The following is a 25,855-nucleotide window of genomic DNA, read 5'->3' as shown; positions in this document are numbered from 1 at the left end:
TTCTGGTCGGCCAGACCGGCACTATGGTCACCTGGTCGGAACCCGTACTGCCCCGTTCTGACGGTTCGGCGAACGCCAGCAGCCTCCTGAACGTCACCACCAGCCAGCTCGGTCAAGAGGCCAGATCCACCCGTGAGCACCTAGTTGTGCCGGGCCAGGACCTCCGTGGGCGGATGATCGACAGTCCATCAAGCGCGAGCAGGAACAACTCGGCGCTCGTGTCGTCCTGCAGGATGACGGTCACGCCCTCGCGCATGACCTGCTGGTAGAGCGATTCAATCTCGGCATCAATCCGATTGCAGGCGGCTATGGATTCGGGACCCAGCTGGTCCTGAGCCAGCTCGGCCCCGGGGTTCAGCACAGTGTGGTCAGGAACTGCTCGCTGGTGCGGCCCTACACCCTCAACGGGTGGGCTTCCCACGTGATCAGGCGCATCCTGTAGCCTACATGGCAACGACATGGCCTCTTCCCACTCTCTTCAGCCTGCGCTGGGTCGCCCATGACAGGCCAGTTGCACGTGCGCTGTGCCGTCGACATAGATGGTGCGGGCCGACCGGTTCGCGTGACTGTCGCCGGCCAGGTGTGGACCGTGCAGGAGGCCACTCTCCCTCCCGCGCGCCGCACCTGGGGTGTCAAGCGGCCAGCTCGCTGGCAGGTGTCGTTCGCCGGGGTCACGCTGGACCTGTACGCCCGTGAGTATGTGCCCGGTGCACCCGGCCTCACGTGGTGGTGGCTGGTCCTCCCGCAGACCGTGCTCGCGCCGCTGAACCTGCAACTGAGCGTGAGTGGACACGGCGTGGTGCCGCTGGAATAGCGCCGGAGAAGGAGCGCTTCTCCCGGCGTCTTGGCCAGCCGTGTACAGAATCGGGGAGAGTTGCGTGCCCGCAGCCTTCCTGGGTTAAACCGCGCCTAATGGACCAGCCTGGTCAACAGCGGAGATCACCCTAGGGGCAGGCACAATGCGCTTGACGTCATGACTCAAGCCTGCGTGTCCCCAACGGCACGCTGATCTGGACCCCAGCCCAGACGAAGGCAATCTCCAAGTCCAAGTGCAGAGCCTGTGTGCCTGGCCCTCTACCAGCCTGTGAAACTCGACGGCACGACACCGGCATGACCTGCACCGCCCATGGCCGCCCCATCACGCCTGCTGCCCCGATGACCCCGAGCACTTGGCGTCCCTCATCCCCCCGCTGCCGCAGTGTTCAGCACTGGACCGACCACGACACGCGGGAGAACGGCGCCCAGCCCCTGACCCGCCTGCCGCGCGGCTGTCCAGCTGGCACGTGCGGCTTCCTTCTCCCCCAAGCGCTGATGGGCCTGGGTCAGGCCAGCGAGGGCCAGCCAGCGCACCGGGACATGGCCGTTCACCGCGTCAGCGTCACAGATCACCGCGCTCAGGATGCTGCTGGCCAGCGTCCACTCGCGGCGCTGGAGCGCCAGGCGACCCAGGCCCAGGCGGGCCATCAGTTCACCCTGCCGGTTTCCATAACTTCTGGCGGCCAGCACGTCACGCTCGAAGCACGCCTGGGCTTCCGGGAGACGCCCGGCCGCGCTGAAGACGAATCCCTGAGCGTTCACGTTGTCCCGCACGGCAAACCGGGCCTGGGCACTGAAGGTCGCGTCGGCCTGCTCGCACCACGCCTGAGCGGCCTGCACGGCGCCCAGCGCCTCAGCCCCCGTCCTGAGGAGACTCACGAGGGCCAGGGAACTCAGGCACGTGCTGGCTTCGGGCCGGAAGCCCAGGAGGGTGAACAGGTGGAGTGCGGAGCGCAGGCACTGCTCGGCCGCGTCCAGCGCTCCCTGCAAGGCGTGGACCTGCCCCATCAGGAGATGGAGGTCCGCCTGGATAAAAGTCGGCCCCAAGCGCCTGATGAGGTCCAGACCCCGCTCGAGATCAGCGCAGGCGGCTGGCCCATCCCCTTGGAAGAGCGCGACGCTGGCACGGCTTCTCAACGTCAGGGCCAGCGGCGCAGGTCGTCCGGTCCGCACGGCACCGTCGTACATTTCCGCCATCAGGGCCCGGTGGGCCGGGCCTCCCCGCTGCTGCGTGCCATACGCCCGGATGTAGAGGGCACAGATCAGGAGGAACTCATCGTTCGTTGCTCTGGCGGCCGCCACGGCGTCCCCGACAGGTGGAACGCCGCTGTAGAGCGCGAGGGCTTCAGCGGTCAGGAGCACCCAGGCGCGCGCCTCAAGGTGCGCTGGCCCGTCCAGGTGAGGCAGGAGGGACCGCATGACCGGCAGGGCCATCTCCGCCACGCCCCGGTTATTCCACTCCCGGTGCAGGTTCCGCCCCTGGTAGGCCGCCGAGAGATAGTCGCCCCGGGCCACCGCGCCCGTCAGGGCCGCCATGAGATTCGGGTACTCGACTTGGAACCAGGTGCGCCACGCGATCCGCCGGTGCTCATCGAGCATCTCGTAGAAGCCCGTGCCGGACTGCTGGAGGAAAAAGCCGCGTGCCGCTCTTCCAGCTGCCGCTGCCGCTGGTGATCCGGGTCCAGGTGCTGGCGCGACAGCTGCGCGATCAGGGCGTGCCGGTTGAAGCGACCCGTCACGTCCACACTCAGCATGGACTTATCGACAAGGACCTGCAGGTCACGGAGCGACGCGCCCGTCACGGCGGCCGCCGCCGCGAACGTGAACCCACCGTGGAAGACGACCAGCGCGGCAAGCACCTCCTGGTCCCGGGGCGTCAGGTAGTGCCAGCTCTGCTCCAGCACCACCCGGAGATTCCGGTGCCGCTCCGGCAGGTCCACCACAGGGAACTCCAGCAGCTCCAGGCCAGTCTGAAGCTGCTGGAGGATCTGCTCGGCGGTGAGCATCCGCAGCCAGTTGGCGGCCAGCTCGATGGCCAGGGGCAGACCATCAACGAACGCGCAGATCGCCTGAACGTGGGCCAGATCCGCGTCGGTCAGGCGGGCGGTGGGCCGGACCCGCCGGGCCTGACTCAGGAAGAGGGTCACGGCGTCACTCTGCGTCTCCCCCGGGCGGGGATGCACCTCCAGTCCGCGCAGCTCGAAGGTCGTTTCTGCCCGCAGAGAGAGCCGGTGCCGGGACGTCACGAGCATCTTCAGGTGGGGGCAGAGGGCGAGCAGCTCGGCGAGGAGGGGCGCCGCCGCGTCCAGATGCTCGAACTGATCGAACACGAGGAGTGCGGGACGGTCGCGCAGTACCGTGGCGATCACGTCCAGGGCGGTGCGGCGTCACGTTGATCCCCAGGGCCAGCGCTGTGTGGGACAGCAGGTCCCCCGGCTGGCGGACGTCCTCCAGGGGAATCCACCACACCTGATCCTGGTACGTGTGCCGGGCCTGCCGGGCCAGTTGAAGGGCCAGGCGGGATTTACCGGCCCCTCCCATGCCGAAGATCGTTAGGAGCCGGGTGGTCGGATCCGCGAGCGTCTGGCTCATCTGGTCCAGCAGGTCGCGGTGCCCCAGGAAGGGCGTGACCTCCAGCGGAAGATGCACCGTGGACGGCGAGGAGGTGTCCGGCTCAGGCGGAGGGAGGCGGTAGGCGTCCAGGTTCAGACCCAGCTCGCCCGCCTCACGGGCGACCCGCCCGGCGAGCTTGCTGCTGCCGAGGATCAGCAGGCGGTGGAGGCGCTGGAGGTCATGAGCGTCACGCGGCGGAAGGCCCGGGAGTTGCCACGCCGCTTCCGCCTGGGTGGTCGCCTCGTCCAGACGCCCCTGGCCCGCCAGGTGTTCTGCCGAGTGCACCAGCGCTTCCCACAGCTGTTCGGCGATGGACTCCCGCGTGTCCATCAACCACTCTTCCAGCTCCGGGCCGAAGAGCGTCGGCGAGAGTTCATCCAGGAACGGCCCCCGGTACAATGCCAGGGCCTGGGCGGCCCGACCGGCCTGAAGGTGCCCGAGCAGATCAGCGAGGTCACTGCCGCACTGCATGATCAGACGGTCACCCCGCTCAGCGAAGAGGCCTGGGGCCGCGCGGCGCATCGTGCTCAGCAGCACCCGCAGACTGTTGGCCGCCGACGTGCTGTTCGGCCAGAACAGGGTCCGCAGCCGCGCGCGGCTCACCGAGCCTTCCACGGCCAGAAAGGCGAGGAAGAGCAGGTGCCGGGGCGTCAACCGGGGGCCTGAGAGGTGCGTGGTGCCGAGCGTCGTTAGGTACATAGGGGCGGCTGAGTCACAGGGTACGCCAGAGAACGCCGCAGAGTGACCGCTGGGTCGTGGATCTCAAGCTCTTCAGAAGAGTCCTGAGACCCCCAAGCCCCGACTTCTGTCCACCCCTTGAAGTGGACCGTGGCGCCCCGCATCACAATTGTGTTCCCATCTGCGTGCTGACCCGAGCGGGCTCCAGCGAGGCCCACGCGCGACGCACCCTCCACCGTGACGTTCCCGGTCACCCGGACGCCCGTCACCGTCGTCGTCTCCACGCCTCTGAGAATAAACAAGTCCGTCCACCCCTCTCCTGGTGCTGACGCCGACCCGGCCCCAGCCGGGTTCAGTACTCGTACACGGAGAAGTCGGCCTTGAGGGTCTCGGCCTGCTGAAGGTGCCCGCCGCCCAGTTCCCGGGCCACGAGCGTGGCAAGCAGGGCGGTTACGCTGATGAAGGGGGCCAGTGAGGCCACCACCTCCGATCCCTGGGTGGGCACGCGCAGACTCTGATGGGCAATCTTGCCGAGCGGGGAGGCGCCCTGGTCGGTGATGAGCAGCACCGTGACCCCCTGGCTGTTCAGGGCGGTCGTGACACGGGTGGTGGCGCGGCTGTACCGCCGCAGCGTGTACACGAGGGCGACGTCCTCGGCATTCACTTCCAGCAGGCGCTCCGGCTGGCCGCAGAGCGTGTCAGCCGAGTGCGCCCGCACGCGGGGCCGGAAGGGTGAGAGCAGTGACTCGGCGATCAGCGCCACGCCGTATGAGGACCGGGCGCCGATGATCCACACCTGCCGCGCTTGGGTGAGCGTCGCGGCGAACGGCAGCAGCTGGCGCTCCCCGATGCCCTGCAGCGCCTCAAGGTTGGCGCGCTCACTGGCCCAGTAGTTCGCGGCCACGGCGTCCTGCCGACCGGGCTGCTTGACGCCCAGCGTGGCGCGCAGGTCCTGGCGCACCAAGCGCTGCAGGTGGGGATACCCTTCGTACCCGACCCGCTGGCTGAAGCGGGTGATGGCCGGGCCGCTCACGCCGAGGCGTTCAGCGATCTCGCCGGCACTCAGGAACGGCAGTTCCTCGGCGTGGTCGATGACGAAGCGGGCAATCCGCTGATCGCGCTGCCCCAGGGTGTCCAGTGAGGCGCGCAGCTGCTCGACCACCGTGCTGGGCGGGGCAACTGATGTGGGGGAAACCGTCGTCATGCCTGAGTCACGCTACACGCTTTGCGCCGCGCGTGGATAGAGGCGCCCGCCGAGCCGCAGAAACTCAACCTGACCGTCCGCGCCCGGCAGGAATTCCACGCCGAAGCCGTCGGTGTCGCCCCCGACGATCACCGCCCGGTCGGGGCCGATCAGGCGCAGCGCAGCTCGTTCAGGGGCCTCATCCGTCATCGTGGGGAGCATCAGGGTCAGTCCGCCGTTCTCGGCCCGCACGGTCACGCTGACCGGCAGGCCGAAGACCGCGTACTCGCCCGCCAGCGCCTGCATCTGCCCGGGCGGGAGTGCGTAAGCCTCGAGGGTAGGGGCAGTGAGGCCCAGCACCTCGCGCTTGACCCAGTCGCTGAGCCGCCGGTGCAGCGCGTGCCCGTTCGACGCGTTCGTCATGGCGATGAAGGCCACGTTCAGGTCCGGGGCGACCCAGAAGTCCGACTGCTGCCCGTGGGTGGTGCCCCCGTGACTGAGAATCAGCGTGCCGGATGGCCGGTCCACGAACCAGCTCTGACCCATCTCGCCCAGCGTGCCGGGGAAGCCGTTGAGCGACAGGCCGGTGGGGACGGTGTGCGCCCAGAGCGTACTGCGATCCAGGGCGGCCAGCAGCGCGGCCGGGGCCGATTGTGTCTCTTCGGCCACCGGCTCACTGGAGGGCCCTGAAACGGTGCCGGACATGATGTAGTGGGCGTAGCGGGCCATGTCCTGCACGGTGGACGAGCAGGTACTGCCGGCCGGCGCCGCGGAGCGCATCATCATCCAGGGGCGCTGCACGGCCATCCCGTCGCCGATCTTGTTGTGCCCGGCGGCGAAGCGGTGGGTCATGATCTGGTTGGCGGAGAACAGCGTGGCGTCCATGCCCAGCGGCCTGAGGACGAGTTCGGTGACCGCCGCGTCGTATGTCATGCCGCTGAGGACCTCGATGACCCGCCCAGCCACGTAGAACCCGGCGTTGTTGTAACTCCAGTGGCCGCGCAGCGGCACCATCTGCTGCACGCCAGCCATGAAATCGACCACGCGGGCGACCGCGTCGTTGCCGTCGCCGGTGTCCTCGAACAGGTCCCCCTGGAAGCCGCCCTGGTGGGTCAGCAGATCCCGTACGGTCAGCGCGGCCGCCACGGACTCGTCCCTCAGCCGGAAGTCCGGCAGGTGCGTGCGAACCGGGTCGTCGAGCTTCAGTTTGCCCTGCGCCTCAAGCACCGAGAGGGTCAGGGAGGTGAGGGTCTTGGTGGTGCTGCCGATCTGGAAGAGGGTCTCAGAGGTAACCGGCAGCGGGTTCTCCAGGCTGGTCACGCCCAGGCTCACGAAGTGGTTGCCGTCCGGGGTCAGCAACCCGAGGGTCACGCCGGGGATCCCGAGTTCGCCCAGAAGGCGGCGGGCCTCGTGCTCGAACTGCTCGGCCAGGTCGGTGGGGATCGCGGGGGTCGTCGGTGCAGTCATGGCAGGCTCCGTTGAATGGTCGGGTGGGCCGGCAGGCCAGGGGGGCGCTGTTCCGTCAGTTCAATCGGTCGGCGCTACGTGCGGGGCAGGTGGGCACGCAGCACGCGCAGCCAATTGCCGCCCAGCACCGCCTCACGGTGCTCTTCGGGCACGGCGCCGGCCAGCCGCGGCCAGTCGGCCGCGTTGTCGAGCTCCTCAGGGCTTTCTTCGCGTCCGGCGCCGGCATCGAGATCCGACCCGATCCCGACGCTGTGCCACCCGACCAGGCCCGCCACGTGGGCCCAGTGCCGCGCCACCTGGTCGCGCATGCGCACCGGGACGGCCCGGTCCCTCAGGGTCCAATCCGCGTCGAGAAAGGAGTTCATGAGGTTCAGCCCGATCACGCCGCCGCGGCTGCCTATGGCGCGGATCATGTCGTCACTGAGGTGCCGGTCGGGCGGCAGGTCCGCGCGTCCGGCGGAGGTCAGCAGGGCCCGGGCGTTGCTGTGCGAGGCGATCAGGGCGCCGGGGGCCGTGAGGTCCAGCGCCTCCCAGAAGGCCTCCTCGGCGAGGTGCGACGCGTCGTGCATCGCGCCGCGTTCCCGCATGGCGGCGAGCAGTTCGCGGCCCGGCGGCGTGAGGCCGCGCGGGTCACCGGTGCCGCCCGCGTAGCGGGTGCCGGTCCAGGCGAGCCCCACCGAGCGCACGCCCTGGCGCCACCACCAGTCAAACTCGTCCGGCGCGAGGATGGGATCGGCCCCCTCGATGGTGAGCACCACGCCGGGCACCGCGTCCTGCGGCCAGCGGCGCAGGTGGTCGTCGAGGTCCGGCAGGTGCCGGATCAGGCGCAGGTGTCCGCCCTCTTCCCAGCGGAGGTACTGCTCCAGTTGCGCCGTCGCCTGGGCGCGCGCCTCAGCGGGCGTGGTGTACCCGCCCGGGTGCGCCGAGACGAGGTCCTGCGCGAACGAGAGGCTGGCCGGCTGGGCGTACAGCGTGCCGAACACCAGCGCGATGTTCCCACGCGCCAGGTCCGGGAGCGTCAGCATGACGTTGTCCCTTGTGCGCCCCTCTGCCCGGCGAATCTCGGCGACTGTGCGCTTGAGGTCTCGTCCGTTGGCCTGGCTGCTCCAGGCGAGGTCGAGGTGGGCGTCCACGATGAGGGGCGCGGTGGGATCAGGCGCGGTGAAATCAGGCGCAGCGAAATCAGGCAGTGGGCGCGTCATGCGGGTCTCCTGCGGGGTGGGAGCCCGGGCCGTACAGGCGGCGTCCGGGGCGGGCCCCGGTGTGTTCGCCACCGCGCAGGACCGCAACACCATTCACCCAGACGTCCCGGACACCTTCGGACAGCTGCTCGGAGTCGGCGTAGGTGGCCCGGTCGCGCACGCCGGCCGGGTCGAAGATCACCACGTCCGCGCAGGCGCCTTCGCGCAGTTCACCGCGCCCCTCGAGGCGCAGGTGGCGCGCCGGGAGTCCGGTCATGCGGTGCACGGCGTCCTCCAGGGTCAGAATCTGACGGTCCCGGACGTAATGGGCGAGCAGCCGGGTGAAATTCCCGAACGAGCGGGGGTGCCCACCCGTGCCGCCGTCCGTCCGGGCGGCCGGGTCGTAGCCCGCCGCGTCAGACCCCAGCATGACCCACGGTTCGCGCAGCTGCCGCTCGATGTTTGCTTCGCTCATCAGGTGAAAGAGGCTGCCCACCCGGCCGGGCTCCGCGGTGATCAGATCGAGGGCCGCGTCGATCCAGTCCTGGCCGCGCAGGCCGGCGATCTCTGCCAGAGAGCGGCCCACGTAGGGCTGGTGGTCCGGGTGCCGCAGGCCCACCGGAAAGACCCCCTCGGGGCCGGCTAGGCTGCCCAGCGGCTCCCAGGTGCCGTCGGGCTCGAGCATCGCCTGGCGAATGCGGGCGCGCTGCGCCGGGTCCAGCAGCCGCTCGCGCAGCGCGTCGTCCTCACTCGCCCAGGGCGGCGTGACGGCCGACAGACCCGTCCCGCCGGCGGTGTAAAGGTACAGGTCGGCGTGAATGTCGCGCCCCGCGGCGCGCTCGGCATTCACGCGCTCGATCAGCGGTTCCATCAGCGGCCAGGCGGGCCGGCCGGCCGCCTTGAGGTGATAGAGGTGCAGGCGCGCTCCGCTGCGGGCGGTGATGTCCAGCGCCTCCTCGAGGCCGCCGAGCAACCCCTCGCCTTCGGAGCGCATGTGGGTGATGTAGATGCCGCCGTAAGCCGCGACCTCGCGGCAGATTGCCACGAGTTCGTCGGTGCCCGCGTAACTGCCGGGCGGGTAGATGAGGGCGGTGGCGAGGCCGAAGGCGCCGTCCTCCATCGCCTCGCGCGTCACCTGACACATCCGCCCCAGTTCCTCGGGCGTGCTCTCCCCCTGGGCGTGGCCCCGGGCGGCCATGCGCACGGTGGCCCCGCCGAGGAACGAGCCGAAGTTCACCGCGGCGCCCACCTCCTTCTGCGCCGCGAGCCAGTCCCCGAAGCGGGTCCAGCCCCTGGAGCGGGCCGCCCAGCGTTCGTCGCCGCCGGGCAGGCCGTGCACGGGAAAGCCGTGCGGTTCCCCGGGTACGGCAGGCGCGGGGGTCCAGCCTTCGCCCATGATTTCGGTGGTGACGCCCTGCGTGACCTTGCCCAGGCTGCGGGGGTCGTGCAGCAGCGTGGCGACCGAGTGACTCATCACGTCGATGAAGCCGGGGGCGACGACGTGTCCCGCGGCGTCCACCACCTCGGCGCCGGCGGGGGCGGGCGTGCCGCGCGGCGCGAGCCGGGTGACGCGGCCGCCTTCGAGCATCACCTCCGCCTGGCGGCCGGGCGCGCCGGTGCCGTCGATCACGGTGCCGCCCGTGATCCAGACCGCGTCGCTCACACCTCTTCCAGCGCCGGCAGGGGCTGCGCGGTGGCCGGCGCCTCGTCGCGCTGGCGGGGGTAGAGCCGCACGACGACCTTCAGGAACTCCACCTGGCCCGTTTCGTCACGCAGGAAGTCGATGGCGTACCCGTCCATGTCGCCGCCACTGATGATCGCACGGTCCGGGGCGATGAAGCGCAGGGCGGCGTCCTTGGTGCCGCCCCCCGCGGTGTCGGGAATCAGGAGGGTCAGCACGCCGCCGCGCACCTCCGCTTCCATCTTGAGCGGCTGCCCGACGACCAGGTACGTGCCGGCGAGCTCCTGAAGGTCGTCGTCGCTGGGCTGGTGGTCAGTGGTGTCGGGCGCCGTGAGGCCCAGCACCTCGCGCTTGACCCATTCGCTGAGCCGGCGGTTGTAGGCGTGGCCGTTGCTGCCGTTCGTCAGGGCGATGAAAGCCACGCCCCGGTCCGGGGACAGCCAGAAGTCCGACTGGTGGCCGACGGTGGTGCCGCCGTGACTGAGGATCGTCGCGGCGTCGTACTGGTCGATGAACCAGCTCTGCCCGATCTGCCCCTGGTCGCCGGGGAAGCCGTTGAGCGCGATGCCGATGGACCGCACCGGCGCCCACAGCCGGGTCCGGTCGAGCGTGGCGAGGGTCGCGGCGCCGGACGCCGTATCGGCCTTGGGGGTGTCCTCGGCGCTGACATCGGTGTCCGTCTGGGGGCTGGGCACCGTGCCGGACATGACGTAGTGGGCGTAGCGGGCCATGTCGTTCACGGTCGATGAGCAGGTGCTGCCCGCCGGGCCGGCCGAACGGACCATCTGCCAGGGCCGCTGCACGACGAACTCCTCGCCGATCTTGTTGTGCCCGGCGGCGAAGCGGTGGGTCATGATCTCGTTGGGGAAGAACAGGGTCTTCGTCATGCCGAGCGGTTTGAGCACAAGTTCGGTCACCGCCGCTTCCCAGGTCAGGCCGGTCACCACCTCGATGACCCGCCCGGTAATGTAGAACCCGGCGTTGTTGTAACTCCAGTGGCCGCGCAGCGGGACCATCTGCGGCGCGTCGGCGAGCAGGTCGAGCACCCTGGCAAGGGCGTCGTCGCCGTCGCCGGTGTCCTCGAACAGGTCGCCCTGGAAGCCGCCCTGGTGGGTCAGGGTGTCGAGGATGGTCAGCTCGGCCGCCACGGACTCGTCCTTGAGCCGGAAGTCCGGCAGGTGGGTGCGAATCAGGTCGTCGCGACTGAGTTTGCCCTGCGCTTCCAGCACCGAGATGGTCAGGGAGGTGAGGGTCTTGGTGGTGCTGCCGATCTGGAAGATAGTGTCGGTGGTGACCGGGAGTGGGTTTTCCAGGCTGGTCACCCCCAGGGTCACGAGGTGGTCGCCTTCGGGCGTCAGCAGCCCGAGGGACACGCCGGGGACCTGGAATTCTTCGAGCAGGCGCCGGGCTTCGTGTTCGAACCGTTCGGCGAGGTCGGTGGGGGTCGTGGGGGTCGTCGGTGCAGTCATGGCAACTCCTTGATGTTGGGGAAAAGGGCGGCGGAAGTGACGTTTACTTCGATAGGGTGCGCAGGAGGTTGGTGCGGTGGAAGTTCTGGTAGCCCTTGAGGGTGGAGCCGGTGGCGGCCCAGGTCAGCGGCTGCGGCAGCGGGAAGCCGTACATCTGCTGGTTGAGGTAGGTCAGCAGGGTGCGGTACAGCGGCTTGCGCGCGCTCTGACCGACTGCGTTGTTCGCCTGGTCGAGCAGCGTTTCGAGTTTCTGGTCCCGGATGCCCGTGGCGGGCGCGAGGATGCCCTGGGCGCTGTACAGGCCGCGCAGCACGGTGTCGGGATCCGCGCCGCCCCAGGTGAGGGCCGCGACGGGCAGTTTCCCTCCGAGCAGGGCGGCGTTGGCCGCGCTGAGTTCCACGGTGTTCACCTGCACGTGAAATTTGGGGTTGAGACGCTCGATGTTCTGCTTGAAGATGCCGGACACGACCTCAGACAGGCCGCTGCCCGCGAAGAAGTCGATGGGGATGGTAAAGCCGGTGCTCCAGAGTTTGCCGCCCCAGGCCTGGCGGAATTCGGCTTCGGCGGTCTTGAGGCTGTACGTGGGGGGCCGCAGGGTCTTGTCGTCGGCCCAGTTGTTGGGCGGCAGGGTGGTGTTCTTCGGCACGCCGAAGCCCTGCAGGGCGTCGCGGGTGAAGGTCTGCGCGTCGAACAGCGCCGCGAAGGCCCGGCGGACGTGAATGTCGCTGAATAGGTTGACGGGCATATTGTTCTCGGCAAGCTGTCCGGCGGGCAGCAGCGCGGAGTTCTTGACGTTCTGGTTGAACAGCACCACGGTGGACAGGTCTCGGCTGGGCAGCGACTCATACACGGTGACGCCAGCCACGCCCTTGAGTTTGGCGAGCGTGTCGCGGTCCGGCACGATGACAATATCGGCGTCGCCTTTCTGGAGGGCGAGCACGCGGGCGGTGTCGCTGTCGACTTTCTGGAGGATCACGTTCTTGATCGCGGGTGCGCCGCCCCAGTAGCTCGGGAAGGCCTTCAGGATGAAGCGGCTCGGGTCGCGCGCCACGAACTGATACGCCCCGGTGCCCACGGGTTTCTGGGCGAGCGCGGAGTTCGCGACGTCCTTGCCGAGGAACGCCGCAAAGTCGCTGGCCGTCCCGCTCCAGTCACCGCCCGCGACGAGCGCCTTGCGGGGCACGACGTACGCCTGGGAGAGGGCGTCGAGCAGGCTCGGGACGTTGCGGTCCAGGGTCAGGACCAGCTGCCCGGCGGCGTTGCACCGCACGGCGGCGGCCAGTTTGGCGAAGGTGTAGGTCTTCTTGACGTCGGCGGTGAAGCCGGGAATGCCGAGGACGGTGCTGCGCACCTGGGCGGCCAGGGAGGTTTCACTGCCTACCACGAAGGTGCGGCGCAGCGAGTACTCCACGTCGGCGCAGGTCATGGTGGTGCCGTCGTGGAATTTCACGTTCTTGCGCAGGGTGAAGGTGCTGACCTTGCCGTCCTTGCTCTGGGTCATGCCGGTGGCGAGCAGCGGGGTGTACGTGCCGAAGTTGTTCAGGTACAGCCCCTCGTAGATCTGCTGGACGGGCAGCACGTCGTACGTGGCGACGGCCTGAGCGGGTTCGACGCTCGCCACGGCCGCCGCGACCTGGTAGACGAGGGTGTCGCGTGGCGTGGCGGCGGCGAGGGAGCCAAGCAGGGCGCCGGACAGGGGAATCAGGGAACGCTTCATGGGCAGACCTCCGGACGGAAGACGGGGGGCGGGCGGACAGGGGACGCGCGGATCGCGGACAGGCGCGGGAAGGGGGTCAGCGGTTGCGGGGATCGAACGCTTCGCTGAGCGCGTCCCCCAGGAGGTTCCAGGCGACGCTGTACAGGACGATGCACAGGCCGGGAAAGAGCGTGACGTACCAGTAGGCGAACGGCTCGCCGGGCGGGCCCTGAATCCATTTCTGGGCCAGGGCGATCAGCTGGCCCCAGTCGGCGTAGCCGAGCGGCGTGCCCAGCCCTAGGAAGGACAGCGCGCCCGCCACGATGGGCAGCGCGCCCATCTCCAGCACGGCGAGGCTCAGCAGCGGGCCGGTCGCGCCGGGCAGCACGTGGCGCAGCGCGACGCGGCCGGGGCTGGCCCCGAGGCTCTGCGCGGCGGCGACGAACTCCAGTTCGCGCAGCCGCAGGACCTCCGAACGGACCACCCGGGCGAGCGCGGCCCAGGACACCAGGCTCAGGGCGATGATGATGTTCTGCAGCCCCGGGCCGAGCGCGGCCACAAGCACGAGCATCAACACCAGGGCGGGAAAGGCGAAGATCACATCGGTGAAGCGCATCAGCAGGGTGTCGGCGAGCCCACCATAGAACCCGGCGATCAGGCCCACCAGGCTGCCGACGGTCAGGGTGATGGCCAGGACCGTGAGGCCCAGGAAGAACGCGGTGCGCGTGCCCCACACCAGCCCGTAGCGGATGTCGTAGCCGCCCACCCGCCCGAGCGGGGCGTCCGGGGCGGGCGGGGTGGGCTGGGCGGCGAAGCCCTCGCGGGGCATCTGCAGGCAGGCGTCGGGCGTGAGCAGTACCTCGCGCAGGTACGCCGCGGGGCCGGGCACGGTCTGCTCGGCGCTCAGTCCCAGCGCCCGGCGGCAGTTGCCCTGCGGCGGCGCGAGGACCGGGGCGAGCACCGTGACCAGCACGAACAGACCGATCAACAGGGCGCCAACCTGCGCGGGCACGCTGCGTTGCAGGCGGCGCAGCCGCCCCCGGGTGCCGGATTCGCGGGCTGCCCGCGGGCCCGGGGCGGACCCGGAGTCGCCGGCCGTGACGAGGCTCATGCGTACCGCACCCGGGGGTCGACCAGGGTGTAGGCCAGGTCGGCGAGCAGATTGACGGTCACGACGATGGTCGCGGTCAGCAGCGCGAAGCCCAGCACGCCGGGCATGTCGCCCAGCGCCGCGGCCTGCGCGGCCCAGCTGCCGACGCCGGGGTAGCCGTAGAGGGTCTCGGCGATCACGGCGCCCTGCAGCAGCCCGGACACGCTGAGGGCCGACAGGGTCACCACGGTCAGCAGCGCGTTGCGCCGGGCGTGCTTGCGGACGATGACGCGCTCACTGACGCCCTTGGCCCGCGCAGTGCGGATGTAGTCGCTGTTTAGCGCCTCGATCATGCTGGCCCGCGTGCCCTTGATCAGGCCGGCGCCACTGACGACCAGCAGCGTGAACACCGGCAGGATCAGGTGCACCAGCGCATCCCAGAACACGTCGAGCCGCCCGCTGAGCAGCGCGTCGACCGTGACGAGGCCGGTCACGTGCCGGACCTCACCGGTGAGCAGCCGCACGGCGGCGTCGTTGCTGAGGTTGCCGGTGCCGGGCAGCAGGTCCAGGGCGCCGTAGAAGATCACCAGGAGCCACACGCCGAGCACGAAGCTGGGCACGCTGTAGCCCACGACCGAGACCACCCGGATGACCGTGTCGACCGTGCGGTTGCGGTGCACGGCCGCGTGACCGCCCAGCCAGACGCCGAGCGTGATCAGTGGAATGAGGGTGTAGAGCGCGAGTTCCAGGGTGGCGGGAAAGCGCGAGAGCAGGGTGGGAAGCACCGGCTGGCCACTGGTGCGGGAGAAGCCGAGGTTCCCGCTCAGCGCCTGGCGCAGCCACAGTCCGTACTGCTCGAAGACGTTGCCGTCGAGGTGGTTTGTTTTGATGATCTCGGGAATCTGGGAGAGCTGCTGCAGGTTGCTGGCGTACGCCGCGGCGCGCTGCTCGGGCGGGATCAGCTGCATGACCAGCACGATCAAGAGCGTCACGGCCAGCAGAATGAGTGGCAGCGCCAGCAGCCGGCGGATCACGAACGTCAGCATGCCGTCCGCCGGAAAAGGTACTGTCCCCGGCTGAGGTCCACGTCCACGAGCGTGTGGCCGGCCTGGAACAGCCGGCTGAACAGCGGCGCGCTGCGCTGGCGCCACTCGAGGGCCAGCGCCGGATCCTCACGGAGGAGGCGGTAGTAGTCGCGCGGCACGCATAGGGCCAGCGCGCCCGGAAGGTCCGCCGGAAGGTCGTCCCGGAGGGGATCCACGGCCGGCCCCATGGGCCACGGGGCGTGGGTGTGCGCGCCGCCCAGCGGCCACACCACCTCGAAGCGGTCGGAGGGCACGCCAGCGTTGATGCCAGCCATCGCCCCGTAGTAGTTGGGCAGGTAGGCGACCGCCACGGCGCCGAGCCGGTGGATGTTCAGGTGGGCGTTGGCGAGCAGCAGCGGATCGAAGGTCCAGGTGACGCGGGTGACGTCCCGTTCCAGGCACCACGTCTGCTGAAAGCGTTTGAGCTGCTCGCCGAGCCCCTGGCGCCGGACGTCCGGGTGCACGCCCAGCCGGTGGGAGTGCTGGGTGTCCGCCCGGGCGGTCGGCAGCCCCACGAGGTACGCCCACACTTGGCCCTGCGGGTCCAGCGCGCCAGCGACCAGGCCACCGACGCGCTGCAGGACCTGCAGCAGCACCGGGTCTTCCGGGCCGTCGTCCTCACCCCAGATCGCCCTCGCCAGGGGCGGCGTGAGGGACAGTTCCGTCAGGCCGCTCAGTACCCGGACGGTCAGCGCGCCGGTCATACCGCCGTGACCGGCACCGTTACCGGGCCGAGGTGCTCGGTGTGCCGGGTGACGCTCTCCAGAAACGGCAGGTCCAGGGTCACCCCGATGCCCGGGCCCGCAGGCACCGGCATCAGGCCGCCGCGGGTTTCGAGCGGCTCGTGGATCAGGTCGCGCGCCCAGTAGCGCGAGGACGAGCTGGTGTCGCCGGGCTTGGTGAAGTTCGCCAGCGACGCGAGGTGAATGTTGTGGGCCCGGCCGACGCCGCTTTCGAGCATGCCGCCGCACCACACCGGGGCGCTGAAGGAGGTGGCCACGTCGTGGATCCGCCGGGCTTCGAGGTGCCCGCCGACGCGCCCGACTTTGATGTTGACGAGGCGGCAGGCGGCGGTTTCGAGCGCCTTGCGGGCGTCCTGGGCGGTGGTGATGCACTCGTCGAGGCACAGGGGCGTGCGCATGAGCGCCTGGAGTTTGGCGTGGTCGCGCAGGTCGTCCCACGCTAGGGGCTGCTCGATGTAGTCCAGGCCGAGGTCATCGAGCGCGCGCAGGACGTTGAGGTCCGCCAGGGAGTACGCGGCGTTCGCGTCCACGGTCACCGGCAGCGTCCCGAGGGCGGCCTTCACGGCCCGGACCACTTCGACGTCCCAGCCAGGCTGAATCTTGAGTTTAATGCGGCGGTACCCCTGTTCGGCGTGCCGCACGGCGCTCTCCACGGTGGCGTCGACCGACGTGTGGATGCCGAGCGAGACCCCCACCGGCACTTCGTTGCGCACGCCGCCGAGCACGGTGGAAAGCGGAAGGTTGCGCGCCTGGGCCCACAGGTCCCAATAGGCCATCTCCACGGTGGCCAGGGTCATGCGGTTGCCGCGCACAGCGCTGAGGTGGCGCGTGAGCTGCTCGGGGTTCTCCCAGCGCCGTCCGAGAATGTCGGGCAGGATGGCTTCGCGCAGGAGGGCCAGTGCGCCGCTGATGGTCTCCTCGCGGTACTGCGGCCGGGCGTCCATGACGCCTTCGGCCACGCCGTGCAGGCCTTCGCCGTAGAGCCGCAGCAGGATGAAGGTCTTGTCGCGGATTTCGCCGAAGGAGGTCCGGAAGGGGCGCAGCAGCGGCAGGGACACGACACGCAGTTCGGCGCGTTCAAGCAGCATGGGGAGCGTCCAGGGACCGGCGGGCGGAACAGCAGGTGGAGGCAGATCGCGGCATACGGCAGCTCCTTCAGGCGTCGGGCGGGCGACACTGAGCGGCGACGGAGGCAAAACAGTCTGTAGTTGGCTTTTCAGAAGAGTACGTGATCGCAGAAATGTTTTCAAGCCATGACATGATGTGAACCGCGCAGCCATCACGCGCCACTGACGCCAGCCCAGGCTCTGGACCAGCCGTCTCGACGACGCAGTTCCTGCATCCGAGAACTCGCGTCACACGCTCCGAGCGACCACCCCCTGCACGGTTGAGTCGCTCCACCTCGTTCCCAATCATGAGCGGCGTCTCCCCCACCCGGTCGGTCGGCTCAATCCAGCTCAACCGCAGCATCACCAACGAGCGCGACTGTCACCTGACCCGGCGGCCCTCGGCGACCAATGGGTGTCAGACCACCGGTCATACCGGGGCATCGGCCGGGCGATCGGGGTCAGTCATTCATGGTGCCGACGCCAGCTCAGGGCACTGACGAACGGGTCCCGCAGAGCAGGCATTGTGCTGCCACCAACAGCGAGCGCACTCCAGCACCAACTGCGCTGGCGCTGGAGTGCGCCGAGTGATGCGTCGGCATGACCCGCCACACCAGACCACCATGGATCTGGCTTGCTGCGGAACGCTGTTCGCGCCGCATCGTCAACGGCCTCATGGGGGCGCGGGATGAGGTTACGGCCTGGGGCCAGTGGCAGCGTCTTCCCCGTACCTGGACACCCGCTCGCCTACCGATCACCTGGGTGCCGACACATCAGTAGTCTTTGGCGGCCGACACGTCCTCGGGGCCACGCGGCACACCCCGTAGTGGTCACTCAGCAGACCGAGATCAACATCGAATATGTTCAGCCATCTCAATCAACGGTGCCTCGGACCGATCTGAACGTTCTCGTCGCAACTCGGTGAGGGGTTGGCTCCGTCAAGTACCGCAGAACGTGCGGTAACAGGCGGTGACCTCCGCTCGGGCCGGCTCATGGTACGCCGCCTGCTCGGGTCTTTCGTCGTACGGGTGCTGGAGCGCCGCCAGCAGGCGCTGGAACGGGCCGAGATCCCCGTGTTCGGAGGCGGCTGCCAGGGCTTCTTCCACGCGGTGATTGCGCGGGATGACCACTGGGTTGACCCGGCGCATGTGCTGTGCCCGTTCACGCCAGTCCGCAGCTGAACGGCCCTCGCTCTCAGCGCATGACCGCCAGCGGGCGAGCCAGGCGTCGGGGGCCTGGGGGAAGGGGAACAGGGCTCGAAGAGGCGCCTCGTTCCCGTCGGCCGCGTCGGCCAGTCGACGCCACGCGAGCGTGAAGTCCACCCGGTGCTCCTGGAGCAGCGTCAGCCAGTCCTCCGCCAGTGCGCGGTCGCTCGCGTCGTCTCCGCCCCGCAGGCCCAGCTTCGCCCGTTGTCCGGTGAGCAGTTCGGCGGCATACCACGCTGGGAAGGCGTCGATCACCTCGGTTGCCTGGCCGACCGCGCGAGACACGGCTGCCTCGGTGTCCTGCCCGGCGATGAGTGGCAGCAGCGTCTCGGCCAGCCGGGCCAGATTCCAGCGCGTGACCGGTGGCTGGTTGCCGTAGGCGTAGCGTCCCCCGTGGTCGATGGAACTGAACACGGCGTCCGGGTCGTACGCCTCCAGGAACGCGCACGGACCGTAATCGATCGTCTCACCGGAGATCACGACGTTGTCGGTGTTCAGCACGCCGTGAATGAACCCGACGTTCATCCACCGCGCCACCAGGGCCGCCTGCCGCTGAGCTACCCGCCGCAGCAGGCCCAGGTACCGGTCGTCCGTTCCCGCGAGGTCGGGGTCATGTCGCGCGATGGCGTACTCGGCCAGCTGCTGGACGCGCTCGGTGTCGCGGCGGGCGCTGAAGTACTCGAAGGTGCCGACCCGCAGGTGGCTGTCCGCCACGCGGGTGAGGACCGCGCCTGGGAGGGTCCGCTCCCGGTAGACGGGTTCGCCGGTGGCCGCCACCGCGAGGGCGCGGGTGGTGGGAATGCCGAGGGCGGACATGGCCTCACCGATCAGCACCTCGCGCAGCATAGGCCCGACGGCGGCCTTGCCGTCGCCCCGTCTGGAGAAGGGCGTGCGGCCTGAGCCTTTGAGCATCAGGTCGCGGCGCCGCCCGAATCGGTCGACGACCTCGCCGAGGAGGAGGGCGCGGCCGTCACCGAGTTGAGGTGAGAACCCCCCGAACTGATGACCGGCGTACGCCTGTGCGAGCGGCTCGGCCCCATCAGGAACCTGATTGCCGGCGAAGATGGCTGCGCCTTCTGGCCCATCCAGGACATCGGGGTCCAGCCCCAGTTCGGCGGCCAGGTCGTGATTGAAGAACAGCAGGTCTGGTGCGGGCACCGCCGCCGGCTGCCAGCGCGCGTAGAAGCCCGGCAGGTCCCGCGCATAGGTGTTGTCGAACTGAAACGGGGCAGGCATACCGGATAGTCTGACGCCTTTCCAGAATCTGACTGAACCCTGGCCACAGTCCGGGAGGCCGGAGGGTGCCTGCGTTCAGGAGCAGGAGGGGGTTGAGGGGCGAGCGCAGGGTAACGCGTTGGGTGTGAGGCGTGAACCATGCCATTTCTCTGCCGACTTCACCTGACGGGCGCCACAGATCTTGAAACGTATGTATTCAGGCCAGAAAGAGCGACAGGGCGCCCTCAAATGAGGGCCAGATCCTCAGGTTGAGGCGGCGCCCAACAGGACTGACATGTCCAGTCTGCGCAGGGCGCCTTCGCCAGCCTCAGGGTCCGTGCGTTCGATCTGATGGGCAGCACTGAACAGGAGCGCGCGAGCCGCTTGGTCCGCCTGATGGTGCCGGAGGGAGTGATATGCGGGTCGGTGCCTAGCGCCACCGGCACGTTCCGATCATGGTCTGGGCTCTTCATGCGGGAAACGCAGGAGCGCTGGTTCAGACGCTACGGCGGAACCTACTCACGTGAATGGACCTGACGACTCTGACCGCCGTTGGACGGACCAGACACTCGTCGAAGGCACGCTGCCTCTTGTAAGTAATCAGCTCACAGGCAGGATATCGCCCATCCTGGCGCTGACCTCTGCCGATTCCATCGAAAGGAGGACGCCCCACGGGCAGGACATCCGTTATGATGAGCCCTCATGACGTTGCCCCTTTGTGACGACGCCGAACCCCCCAGTTCCGGTTATTCCCCTGCGCTCACCCTCTTGCGGCTGGCCTCTACTGCCGTCCGGAGACAGCCATGAACACCCTGCTCGTGATCATGGTGGTCCTGATCATGGTGGCGGTCAATGCGTTGTACGTCGCCGCTGAGTTCGCGACTGTCGGTTCCCGGCGCTCCCGCGTGCAGGAGGCCGCAGAAACGGGAAATGCCTCGGCCGTGGCCCTGCTCAGCATCCTGAAAGACCCCAGACGCCTCGACCATTACGTGGCGGCCTGTCAGATCGGCATCACGCTGTCCAGCCTGGTGGCGGGCGCATTCGGTCAGGCGCAGCTGACACCACTGCTTGAACCGCTCTTCGGGGCGGCTGGGCAGGCGGTTGCCGTGCTGATCGTGCTGGTCGTCATCACGGCCCTTCAGGTGGTGCTGGGCGAGCTGCTGCCCAAGACGGTGGCCCTGCGCTACCCCGAGCGGCTGGCCCTGGCCACCCTGCGGCCCATGCAGGTCAGCCAGTGGCTGTTCACGCCCCTGATCAGGCTCTTCAATGGAACGGCGTTCGCCCTGATGCGCGCCTGGAAGCTCAACGTGGACCACAGCCACGCGCACGTGCATTCCCCGGAAGAACTTGAGGGCCTGTACCGCGAGAGTGCCGCCGGCGGGCTGATCGACGCGGCCGAACGGGACATGCTGGCAGGCGTACTGAACGTCAACGACCGGGTGGTGCGGGAGATCATGACCACCCGCACGCAGCTGGTGACCGTGCCCGCCGAGCTGACGGTCCAGGCGGCCCTGCCGAGGCTCGCGGCGAGCCCCTACTCCAGGTTCCCGGTGGTGAATGCTCAGGAGGACGTGATCGGCGTGGTGCACCTGCGCACGGTGTTCCTGACGGCAGAACGGACCCCCGAGGCCCTGGTGACCAGCGTGATGCTCACGCCCCTGATCGTGTCAGAACTCGTGTCCGTTCCGGACCTATGGAGAAAATTGCGGGACGCCGGGCGGCACAGCGCCGTTGTGGTCAACGAGTACGGCGGGGTGGCCGGCATGGTCACCCTGGAAGACGCACTGGAGGAAATCTTCGGGGAGCTGCAAGACGAGTTCGATCAGGAGGATGACCCGATCGCCGTGCATCAAGGGCACGTCACCGTCCGAGGGGACGTTCTCGTCGAGGCACTCAACGACCAGTTCGGCCTGAACCTGCCGACCCATGAGGTGGACACCGTCAGTGGCCTCGTCTGGCAGGCACTCGGGCGTCTGCCCCTGGTCGGGGATGAGGTGGTGGTGGAGCCCGCTGGTGTGATCCTGCGCGTGGATCACATGGAACGCCGGGCGGTGCGCCGCGTGAGCTTCACCCTGCCCGGAGGCCGCGCATGAACGTCATCACGGACGTACTGCTGCCCGTTGCCGTGATTCTCGTGCTGGTCATCCTGAACGGGCTGTTTGTCACCGCTGAGTTCGCGCTGCTGGCCGCCCGGCGCAGTCGCCTGGAGACCCTGGCGGACGCCGGGAGCGGCGCCGCCCGCTGGTTGGTGCGCGTCTTTGACCGCTCCGCTGGGAAGGACGGGTACATTGCCATCGCCCAGCTCGGCATCACCCTCGCCAGCATCGGGCTGGGCATGTACGGCGAACCGGCTGTGGCGAAGTGGCTGTACGGCCCCTTCGAGTCCCTGGGCCTCTCGCACGCTGCCGCGCATACGGCAGGCTTCATCGTTGCCCTGAGCTTCATCACCTTCATGCACGTCGTGTTCGGCGAGATGATCCCCAAGGCCCTGGCCCTCCAGACGCCGGAGCCGGTCAGCGTGGCCGTGAACCCCCTGATGCGCGGCTTTGGCTTCGTGTTCCGCCCGATGACCGCCGCGCTGAACTTCCTCGCGCTGGCCCTCATGCGGCTCCTGGGCGTCCGGGAGCCTGGCAAGGCCGCCGGGCTCTACACCAGCAAGGAGCTGGCCATCGTCACTGAGGAAGTGGCCGCGAGCGGCCAACTCGACCACGTGCAACAGCAGCTCATCCACAACATCCTCGATCTGGAAGACCGCACCGCTGAGGAGCTCATGACGTCCCGCAGCCGCCTGGACGCCCTGAACATCCGCGCCACCATGGCGGAGGTCCAGTCGAAGATCGCCGCGTCCCCCCGGAGCCGCTACCCGGTCTACAGGGACAGTCTGGATCAGATTATGGGCGTGCTGCACAGCAAGGACGTCATGCGCGCCCGGGTGCAGGGCCGTGACGTGTCACTTGAGCGGCTGTTGCGTCCCCTGCCGAGCGTGGCCGCCAGCGCCACGGCCGAAGACCTTCTGGCCCTCTTCAAACGGGAGCGCGTGCATGCCGCCCTGGTCGTGGACGAGTTCGGCGGGACGCTCGGCTTCGTGACCATGGACGACCTCATCGAGGACGTCATCGAGGAAGAAGGCGCCCCGTCCTCACCGTGGATCACGCACAACGAGGACGGATCCCTCACCTTGGACGGCGAGGTCACCCTGGCCGAACTATCCAGGAACCTCGGCCTGCCCCTTCGCAGCGCGGACGTGACGACCATCGCCGGGCTCGTCCTGACGGCCGTGGGGACCGTCCCTGCGCCCGGCACGACCGTGCATGTCGCCGGGTACGACCTGACCGTGGAGGACGTGCAGGGTCTGAAGATCACGCGCGTCCGCCTGCGGGCCGTGCCCGGCGCGGCGAGCTAAGCTGATACCGGTCCACAGGCGCATCCAGCTGCCCTCCGCGTGTACCTGCACGCGGAGCGGTCAGTTCCGGTGTGGGGGACGCTGGGCGGTAGCCGTTCCGGATCTCCAGACCGCACGCAGCGGGCCGGTCCACCCTGCTCTCGGGATGTCTTCTGATCTGCTCGACCGGCACGTTTGAGCCCGGGACGGGGCTTTCAGTAGCGTCATGCAGCCGCTCCGGGCGCTCGGGGCAGTACCCTCCTGTCTGGTCAGGACGCGACCACCAGCGCCTGCGGCGCGGCCTGCTTGATGCGGGTGAGGAAGAACGCCGTCTGGCGCCCGGTTTCCGCGCCGCACGCCTGACAGACCCGTTCAAGGTGCTCGTCCCGTAAGGCCTGCGCCGCCTGCTCGAGGACCGTCCAGCACAGCTGCACCTCCTGGGTCATCAGCCACAGGTCGTGCAGGTCACGCAGCAGCGCCAGGCCGCCCCGGCGGGGGCCCTGGAACAGTGCGTGTTCCATCGCGCTGGGCTCCGCATTCCTGTGCTCGCCGTACTGTTGAACCAACGGTTTCAGGGCCGCGGCGTGCTGACGGGACCAGGCGGCCAGTAGCTGGCAGGTTTCGTAGATGTCCGGCTCATCCCGGTGGTGCTCGGCCACGCGGGTGATGGCGTCCACGAGTCGCTCCTCACTCCCGTGCACCAGGCCGACGTAATGTCCGACGTGCATCTCAACCATCCACCCTTTGGGTCGTCTTGGGCTGCGGCTCCTGCGCTGAGCTGCCCTGCGCCGCAGAACTGCGCTCCTGGCCGAGCAGGCCCTGCACCGCTTTGACAGCGCGGCCGATCAGGCCAGGAGCAGGCAGGGCGTCCCGCGCGGCGTACCGGCTGATGCGGACCGCGGCGTACTTGTAGTGCGGCTGCTTGCTGACCGGATCCCACTCGGTGAGGGTCAGTTCGTTTGCGGCGCGCGGCCGGCTCGGATCGTCCCAGTACCCGTAATGCCAGGGGATGAACACCAGCCCCGGCTTGATGTCCCCGATGCGGGCCCGCTCGATGACTAGGCCGCGCCGCGACTCGATCAGAATCCAGTCGCCCTGCTCGATGCCGTACTGCTGAGCGTCCTCTGCTGAAATCTGCACGAAGGCGTCCGGGGCAGCGTCCTGCAACGCCTGAGACCGCCCGGTTTTTGTGCGGGTATGAAAGTGGTACACCTGCCGTCCGGTGGTCAGCCACAGCGGGTACTCCTCGTCAGGCGTTTCGTGTGGCTCGCGGTGCTCGGCCGCCTTGATGATCGCGCGCCCCTGCGGGTCGTTCGCCCTGTATTCCTGCTCGGTGTGGGCGGCGCCGGTGTCCAGGTCGTGTCCGTACGTCTCGGCATCGTCCGCTGCGGTGGGAAAGACAAAGTCGGTGTAGAGCCGCACCGTGCCGTCTGGACGCTGCTCGTTCACCGGCCAGGGAATGCCGCTCCCGGCCAGCAGCTTCTCGTAGGTGAGGCCGGTGTAGTCGCAGGGTCGGCCGCGGGTGCAGGCCTTCCACGCCTCGAAGGCACTTTCCGCGTCATGCCACCTGATCAGCGGCTGGCCGCCTTGATCCCGGAAGTCCATTCGCCGGGCGTAGTCGAGGAAGATGTCGAGGTCACTGCGGGCCTCGCCGGGCGGTTCGACCGCCTTGCAGGAGATGTGGACGGTGCGGCTCACGTTCGTGAAGGTGCCGGTCTTCTCGCCCCAGATGGCGGCGGGCAGGACCACGTCGGCGTAGCGCGCGGTTTCGGTCATGAACGCGTCCTGAACGACCACGAACAGGTCGTCTTTCTGCAGGATCCTGCGAATACGGTCGAGGTGCGGGAGGCTCACGGCTGGATTGGTGGCCTGAATCCACAGCATCCTGATGCTGCCCTGCTCCGCGTACCGCCAGATCTGCATGGCGTGCGTGGGCGGACTCCAGTGGGGAATGGTGTGCCTGTGGACGTTCCAGAGCGTCGCGAGTTGCTCGATGTGCCCCGCGTTGCCCCAGTTCCGGAAGCCCGGCAGGTCCCCATCGGCGCCCGTCTCGCGCGTGTTCTGCGCGGTGGGCTGGCCGTTCATCTGGAGGATGCCGCTGCCGGGCCGGCCGATCAGCCCGCGGATCAGGTGCACGTTGTTGACCTGAACGGCAGCGGCTGTGGCCTGCATGGACTGGTAGACGCCCTGCAGCACGGTGGACACCAGCGTCGGCGTGGTCGCCAGGATGTCCGCGGCGCGGCGCAGATCCGCGGCCGGTACGCCGGACAGGTCCTGCACGTACTCCGGCGTGTACCGCTCCACGGTCCTCTGGAGGTCGTCATACCCGACGGTGTGCGCGTCAATGAAGGTCTGGTCGGCGGCCCCCGCGTGAATGATCAGGTGCAGCAGCCCGTTCATCACGGCGACGTTCGTGCCGACTCTCGGCGTGAGATGCACCGTGGCGTGCTCAGCCGTGAAGGTCCGGCGCGGGTCGATCACGATGATCCAGGGTGGATTGGGACCAGCGAGGCGGTCGAGAATGCGCGCCCACAGCACCGTCTGCTGACTGGCCATGTTGTGGCCCACCATCAGGACCGTGTCGGTGACATCGAGATCCTCGTACGCGCCGGGCTGTCCGTCACTGCCAAATGAGACTTTCAGGGCTGCGGCTGCGGTGGCCGTGCACAGACGGGTGTTCCCGTCCATGTGCGGCGTGCCCAGCCCGCCCTTACCGATCACACTCAGCGTGTAGTACTCCTCCAAAAACAGCTGCCCACTCGTGTAGAAACCAATGCCCATCGCGGTGTGGCTCTCGATGACCTGCCGGGACTGGCGCACGATCAGGTCCATCGCCTCATCCCAGGACGCCTCCCGGAACTGTCCGTCCTCGCGGATCAGCGGCGTCGTCAGCCGGTCCGGACTGTGATTCGCCGCCCAGCCGTGCAGCCCCTTGGGACCCAGTCGGCCTCTGTTCGTGACGTCACTGGCCAGGCCGCGCACACCGACGATCCGGCCTGCTTTCACGCCGATATCCAACCCGCACCCGTTCGAACACAGGACGCAGGCCCCCCGCACCCAGCGGTCCGGCGTCTCCGACAGGTGCTCGTCCACCCGTGCGGGCCAGATCGCCCCGGCGGCATGCGGCGTCCGCGCGCCCCAGATGTCATTGATGCTGTCGCGAGTCCGGTCTGACATGTGGCCTGGTAGTGCTCCAGTTTTGACTTCAAGCGGCGTTACGAGCGTTCGCCGATGAGGTGAGTGTA

The 25,855-nt window shown here is 68.8% G+C and carries 20 protein-coding genes; 3 read left to right on the top strand and 17 right to left on the bottom strand.

Translation table 11 applies throughout. The features are described from left to right. Window positions 1–112: 112 nt before the first annotated feature. Window positions 113–361 (bottom strand): hypothetical protein, encoded by a 249-nt coding sequence (locus tag IEY63_RS20435; protein WP_189070851.1) that lies wholly within the window; start codon window positions 359–361, stop codon window positions 113–115. Between the two features lie 201 nt (window positions 362–562). Between IEY63_RS20435 and IEY63_RS20430 the strand changes: the two genes are divergently transcribed. Further along, window positions 563–814 carry a hypothetical protein gene (locus IEY63_RS20430; protein ID WP_189070850.1) on the top strand — a complete coding sequence of 84 codons (252 nt, stop codon included), beginning with the start codon at window positions 563–565 and terminating at the stop codon, window positions 812–814. A 365-nt stretch (window positions 815–1,179) separates the two neighbouring features. Here the strand turns inward: IEY63_RS20430 and IEY63_RS20425 are convergent, their stop codons facing one another. The 14 genes from IEY63_RS20425 to IEY63_RS20360 form a co-directional block, all read right to left on the bottom strand. Continuing rightward, window positions 1,180–2,352 (bottom strand): hypothetical protein, encoded by a 1,173-nt coding sequence (locus IEY63_RS20425; protein ID WP_189070849.1) that lies wholly within the window; start codon window positions 2,350–2,352, stop codon window positions 1,180–1,182. Next, on the bottom strand, window positions 2,340–2,963 hold the full coding sequence (locus IEY63_RS20420; RefSeq protein WP_189070848.1) for a hypothetical protein: 624 nt from the start codon (window positions 2,961–2,963) through the stop codon (window positions 2,340–2,342). The genes IEY63_RS20425 and IEY63_RS20420 overlap by 13 nt, the downstream gene beginning before the upstream one ends. Before the next feature lie 4 nt (window positions 2,964–2,967). Then, window positions 2,968–4,128 carry a BTAD domain-containing putative transcriptional regulator gene (locus IEY63_RS20415; RefSeq protein WP_189070847.1) on the bottom strand — a complete coding sequence of 387 codons (1,161 nt, stop codon included), beginning with the start codon at window positions 4,126–4,128 and terminating at the stop codon, window positions 2,968–2,970. A 331-nt stretch (window positions 4,129–4,459) separates the two neighbouring features. Continuing rightward, window positions 4,460–5,311 carry a MurR/RpiR family transcriptional regulator gene (locus tag IEY63_RS20410; protein WP_189070846.1) on the bottom strand — a complete coding sequence of 284 codons (852 nt, stop codon included), beginning with the start codon at window positions 5,309–5,311 and terminating at the stop codon, window positions 4,460–4,462. A 12-nt stretch (window positions 5,312–5,323) separates the two neighbouring features. After that, complete coding sequence (locus IEY63_RS20405; protein WP_189070845.1) at window positions 5,324–6,757, bottom strand: serine hydrolase domain-containing protein; 1,434 nt, start codon at window positions 6,755–6,757, stop codon at window positions 5,324–5,326. Between the two features lie 74 nt (window positions 6,758–6,831). Continuing rightward, window positions 6,832–7,959, bottom strand: a complete 1,128-nt coding sequence (locus IEY63_RS20400; protein WP_189070844.1) for a dipeptidase — start codon at window positions 7,957–7,959, stop codon at window positions 6,832–6,834. After that, a complete protein-coding gene (locus IEY63_RS20395) occupies window positions 7,940–9,601 on the bottom strand; it encodes an N-acyl-D-amino-acid deacylase family protein (RefSeq protein ID WP_189070843.1) in 1,662 nt (553 codons plus the stop codon). The genes IEY63_RS20400 and IEY63_RS20395 overlap by 20 nt, the downstream gene beginning before the upstream one ends. Continuing rightward, window positions 9,598–11,088 (bottom strand): serine hydrolase domain-containing protein, encoded by a 1,491-nt coding sequence (locus IEY63_RS20390; protein WP_189070842.1) that lies wholly within the window; start codon window positions 11,086–11,088, stop codon window positions 9,598–9,600. The genes IEY63_RS20395 and IEY63_RS20390 overlap by 4 nt, the downstream gene beginning before the upstream one ends. Before the next feature lie 43 nt (window positions 11,089–11,131). Continuing rightward, on the bottom strand, window positions 11,132–12,805 hold the full coding sequence (locus tag IEY63_RS20385) for an ABC transporter substrate-binding protein (protein WP_189070841.1): 1,674 nt from the start codon (window positions 12,803–12,805) through the stop codon (window positions 11,132–11,134). Window positions 12,806–12,881: 76 nt separating this feature from the next. After that, on the bottom strand, window positions 12,882–13,895 hold the full coding sequence (locus tag IEY63_RS20380; protein ID WP_189070840.1) for an ABC transporter permease: 1,014 nt from the start codon (window positions 13,893–13,895) through the stop codon (window positions 12,882–12,884). Continuing rightward, complete coding sequence (locus IEY63_RS20375) at window positions 13,892–14,920, bottom strand: ABC transporter permease (RefSeq protein ID WP_189070839.1); 1,029 nt, start codon at window positions 14,918–14,920, stop codon at window positions 13,892–13,894. Before IEY63_RS20375 ends, IEY63_RS20380 begins: the two co-directional genes overlap by 4 nt. Further along, window positions 14,914–15,663 carry a GNAT family N-acetyltransferase gene (locus IEY63_RS20370; protein ID WP_189070838.1) on the bottom strand — a complete coding sequence of 250 codons (750 nt, stop codon included), beginning with the start codon at window positions 15,661–15,663 and terminating at the stop codon, window positions 14,914–14,916. Before IEY63_RS20370 ends, IEY63_RS20375 begins: the two co-directional genes overlap by 7 nt. After that, the gene (gene menC, locus IEY63_RS20365; protein WP_189070837.1) at window positions 15,660–16,790 is read right to left on the bottom strand and encodes an o-succinylbenzoate synthase; all 1,131 of its coding nucleotides are present in this window, start codon (window positions 16,788–16,790) and stop codon (window positions 15,660–15,662) included. The genes IEY63_RS20370 and menC overlap by 4 nt, the downstream gene beginning before the upstream one ends. 956 nt (window positions 16,791–17,746) lie before the next feature. Continuing rightward, complete coding sequence (locus tag IEY63_RS20360) at window positions 17,747–19,249, bottom strand: protein adenylyltransferase SelO (protein WP_189070836.1); 1,503 nt, start codon at window positions 19,247–19,249, stop codon at window positions 17,747–17,749. Window positions 19,250–20,031: 782 nt separating this feature from the next. Between IEY63_RS20360 and IEY63_RS20355 the strand changes: the two genes are divergently transcribed. Together IEY63_RS20355 and IEY63_RS20350 are read left to right on the top strand one after the other, a co-directional pair. After that, window positions 20,032–21,321: a hemolysin family protein gene (locus IEY63_RS20355; protein ID WP_189070835.1), complete on the top strand. Its 1,290-nt coding sequence runs from the start codon at window positions 20,032–20,034 to the stop codon at window positions 21,319–21,321. Further along, complete coding sequence (locus IEY63_RS20350; RefSeq protein ID WP_189070834.1) at window positions 21,318–22,631, top strand: hemolysin family protein; 1,314 nt, start codon at window positions 21,318–21,320, stop codon at window positions 22,629–22,631. The genes IEY63_RS20355 and IEY63_RS20350 overlap by 4 nt, the downstream gene beginning before the upstream one ends. 248 nt (window positions 22,632–22,879) lie before the next feature. On the opposite strand, the gene IEY63_RS20345 is transcribed toward IEY63_RS20350, so the two are convergent. Both IEY63_RS20345 and IEY63_RS20340 read right to left on the bottom strand, forming a co-directional pair. Next, a complete protein-coding gene (locus IEY63_RS20345) occupies window positions 22,880–23,338 on the bottom strand; it encodes a molybdopterin oxidoreductase (RefSeq protein ID WP_189070833.1) in 459 nt (152 codons plus the stop codon). A 1-nt stretch (window position 23,339) separates the two neighbouring features. Further along, window positions 23,340–25,787, bottom strand: a complete 2,448-nt coding sequence (locus tag IEY63_RS20340) for a molybdopterin oxidoreductase family protein (RefSeq protein WP_189070832.1) — start codon at window positions 25,785–25,787, stop codon at window positions 23,340–23,342. Window positions 25,788–25,855: the final 68 nt, after the last annotated feature.

The organism is Deinococcus radiotolerans, from assembly GCF_014647435.1.
In the GTDB taxonomy this organism is placed as follows: Bacteria; Deinococcota; Deinococci; order Deinococcales; family Deinococcaceae; genus Deinococcus; species Deinococcus radiotolerans.
The sequence above is the reverse complement of the archived record's forward strand: the minus strand, read 5'-3'. Positions and strand labels throughout refer to the sequence as shown.

What these genes read in the sequence shown, in the direction of transcription:
- menC (WP_189070837.1), bottom strand. Translation starts at nt 16,790, where the DNA reads ATGCTGCTTGAACGCGCCGAACTGCGTGTCGTGTCCCTGCCGCTGCTG.
- IEY63_RS20385 (WP_189070841.1), bottom strand. Translation starts at nt 12,805, where the DNA reads ATGAAGCGTTCCCTGATTCCCCTGTCCGGCGCCCTGCTTGGCTCCCTC.
- IEY63_RS20405 (WP_189070845.1), bottom strand. Translation starts at nt 6,757, where the DNA reads ATGACTGCACCGACGACCCCCGCGATCCCCACCGACCTGGCCGAGCAG.
- IEY63_RS20355 (WP_189070835.1), top strand. Translation starts at nt 20,032, where the DNA reads ATGAACACCCTGCTCGTGATCATGGTGGTCCTGATCATGGTGGCGGTC.
- IEY63_RS20410 (WP_189070846.1), bottom strand. Translation starts at nt 5,311, where the DNA reads ATGACGACGGTTTCCCCCACATCAGTTGCCCCGCCCAGCACGGTGGTC.
- IEY63_RS20390 (WP_189070842.1), bottom strand. Translation starts at nt 11,088, where the DNA reads ATGACTGCACCGACGACCCCCACGACCCCCACCGACCTCGCCGAACGG.
- IEY63_RS20350 (WP_189070834.1), top strand. Translation starts at nt 21,318, where the DNA reads ATGAACGTCATCACGGACGTACTGCTGCCCGTTGCCGTGATTCTCGTG.
- IEY63_RS20345 (WP_189070833.1), bottom strand. Translation starts at nt 23,338, where the DNA reads ATGCACGTCGGACATTACGTCGGCCTGGTGCACGGGAGTGAGGAGCGA.
- IEY63_RS20360 (WP_189070836.1), bottom strand. Translation starts at nt 19,249, where the DNA reads ATGCCTGCCCCGTTTCAGTTCGACAACACCTATGCGCGGGACCTGCCG.
- IEY63_RS20370 (WP_189070838.1), bottom strand. Translation starts at nt 15,663, where the DNA reads ATGACCGGCGCGCTGACCGTCCGGGTACTGAGCGGCCTGACGGAACTG.
- IEY63_RS20380 (WP_189070840.1), bottom strand. Translation starts at nt 13,895, where the DNA reads ATGAGCCTCGTCACGGCCGGCGACTCCGGGTCCGCCCCGGGCCCGCGG.
- IEY63_RS20415 (WP_189070847.1), bottom strand. Translation starts at nt 4,128, where the DNA reads ATGTACCTAACGACGCTCGGCACCACGCACCTCTCAGGCCCCCGGTTG.
- IEY63_RS20425 (WP_189070849.1), bottom strand. Translation starts at nt 2,352, where the DNA reads ATGGCGGCCCTGACGGGCGCGGTGGCCCGGGGCGACTATCTCTCGGCG.
- IEY63_RS20340 (WP_189070832.1), bottom strand. Translation starts at nt 25,787, where the DNA reads ATGTCAGACCGGACTCGCGACAGCATCAATGACATCTGGGGCGCGCGG.
- IEY63_RS20400 (WP_189070844.1), bottom strand. Translation starts at nt 7,959, where the DNA reads ATGACGCGCCCACTGCCTGATTTCGCTGCGCCTGATTTCACCGCGCCT.
- IEY63_RS20375 (WP_189070839.1), bottom strand. Translation starts at nt 14,920, where the DNA reads ATGCTGACGTTCGTGATCCGCCGGCTGCTGGCGCTGCCACTCATTCTG.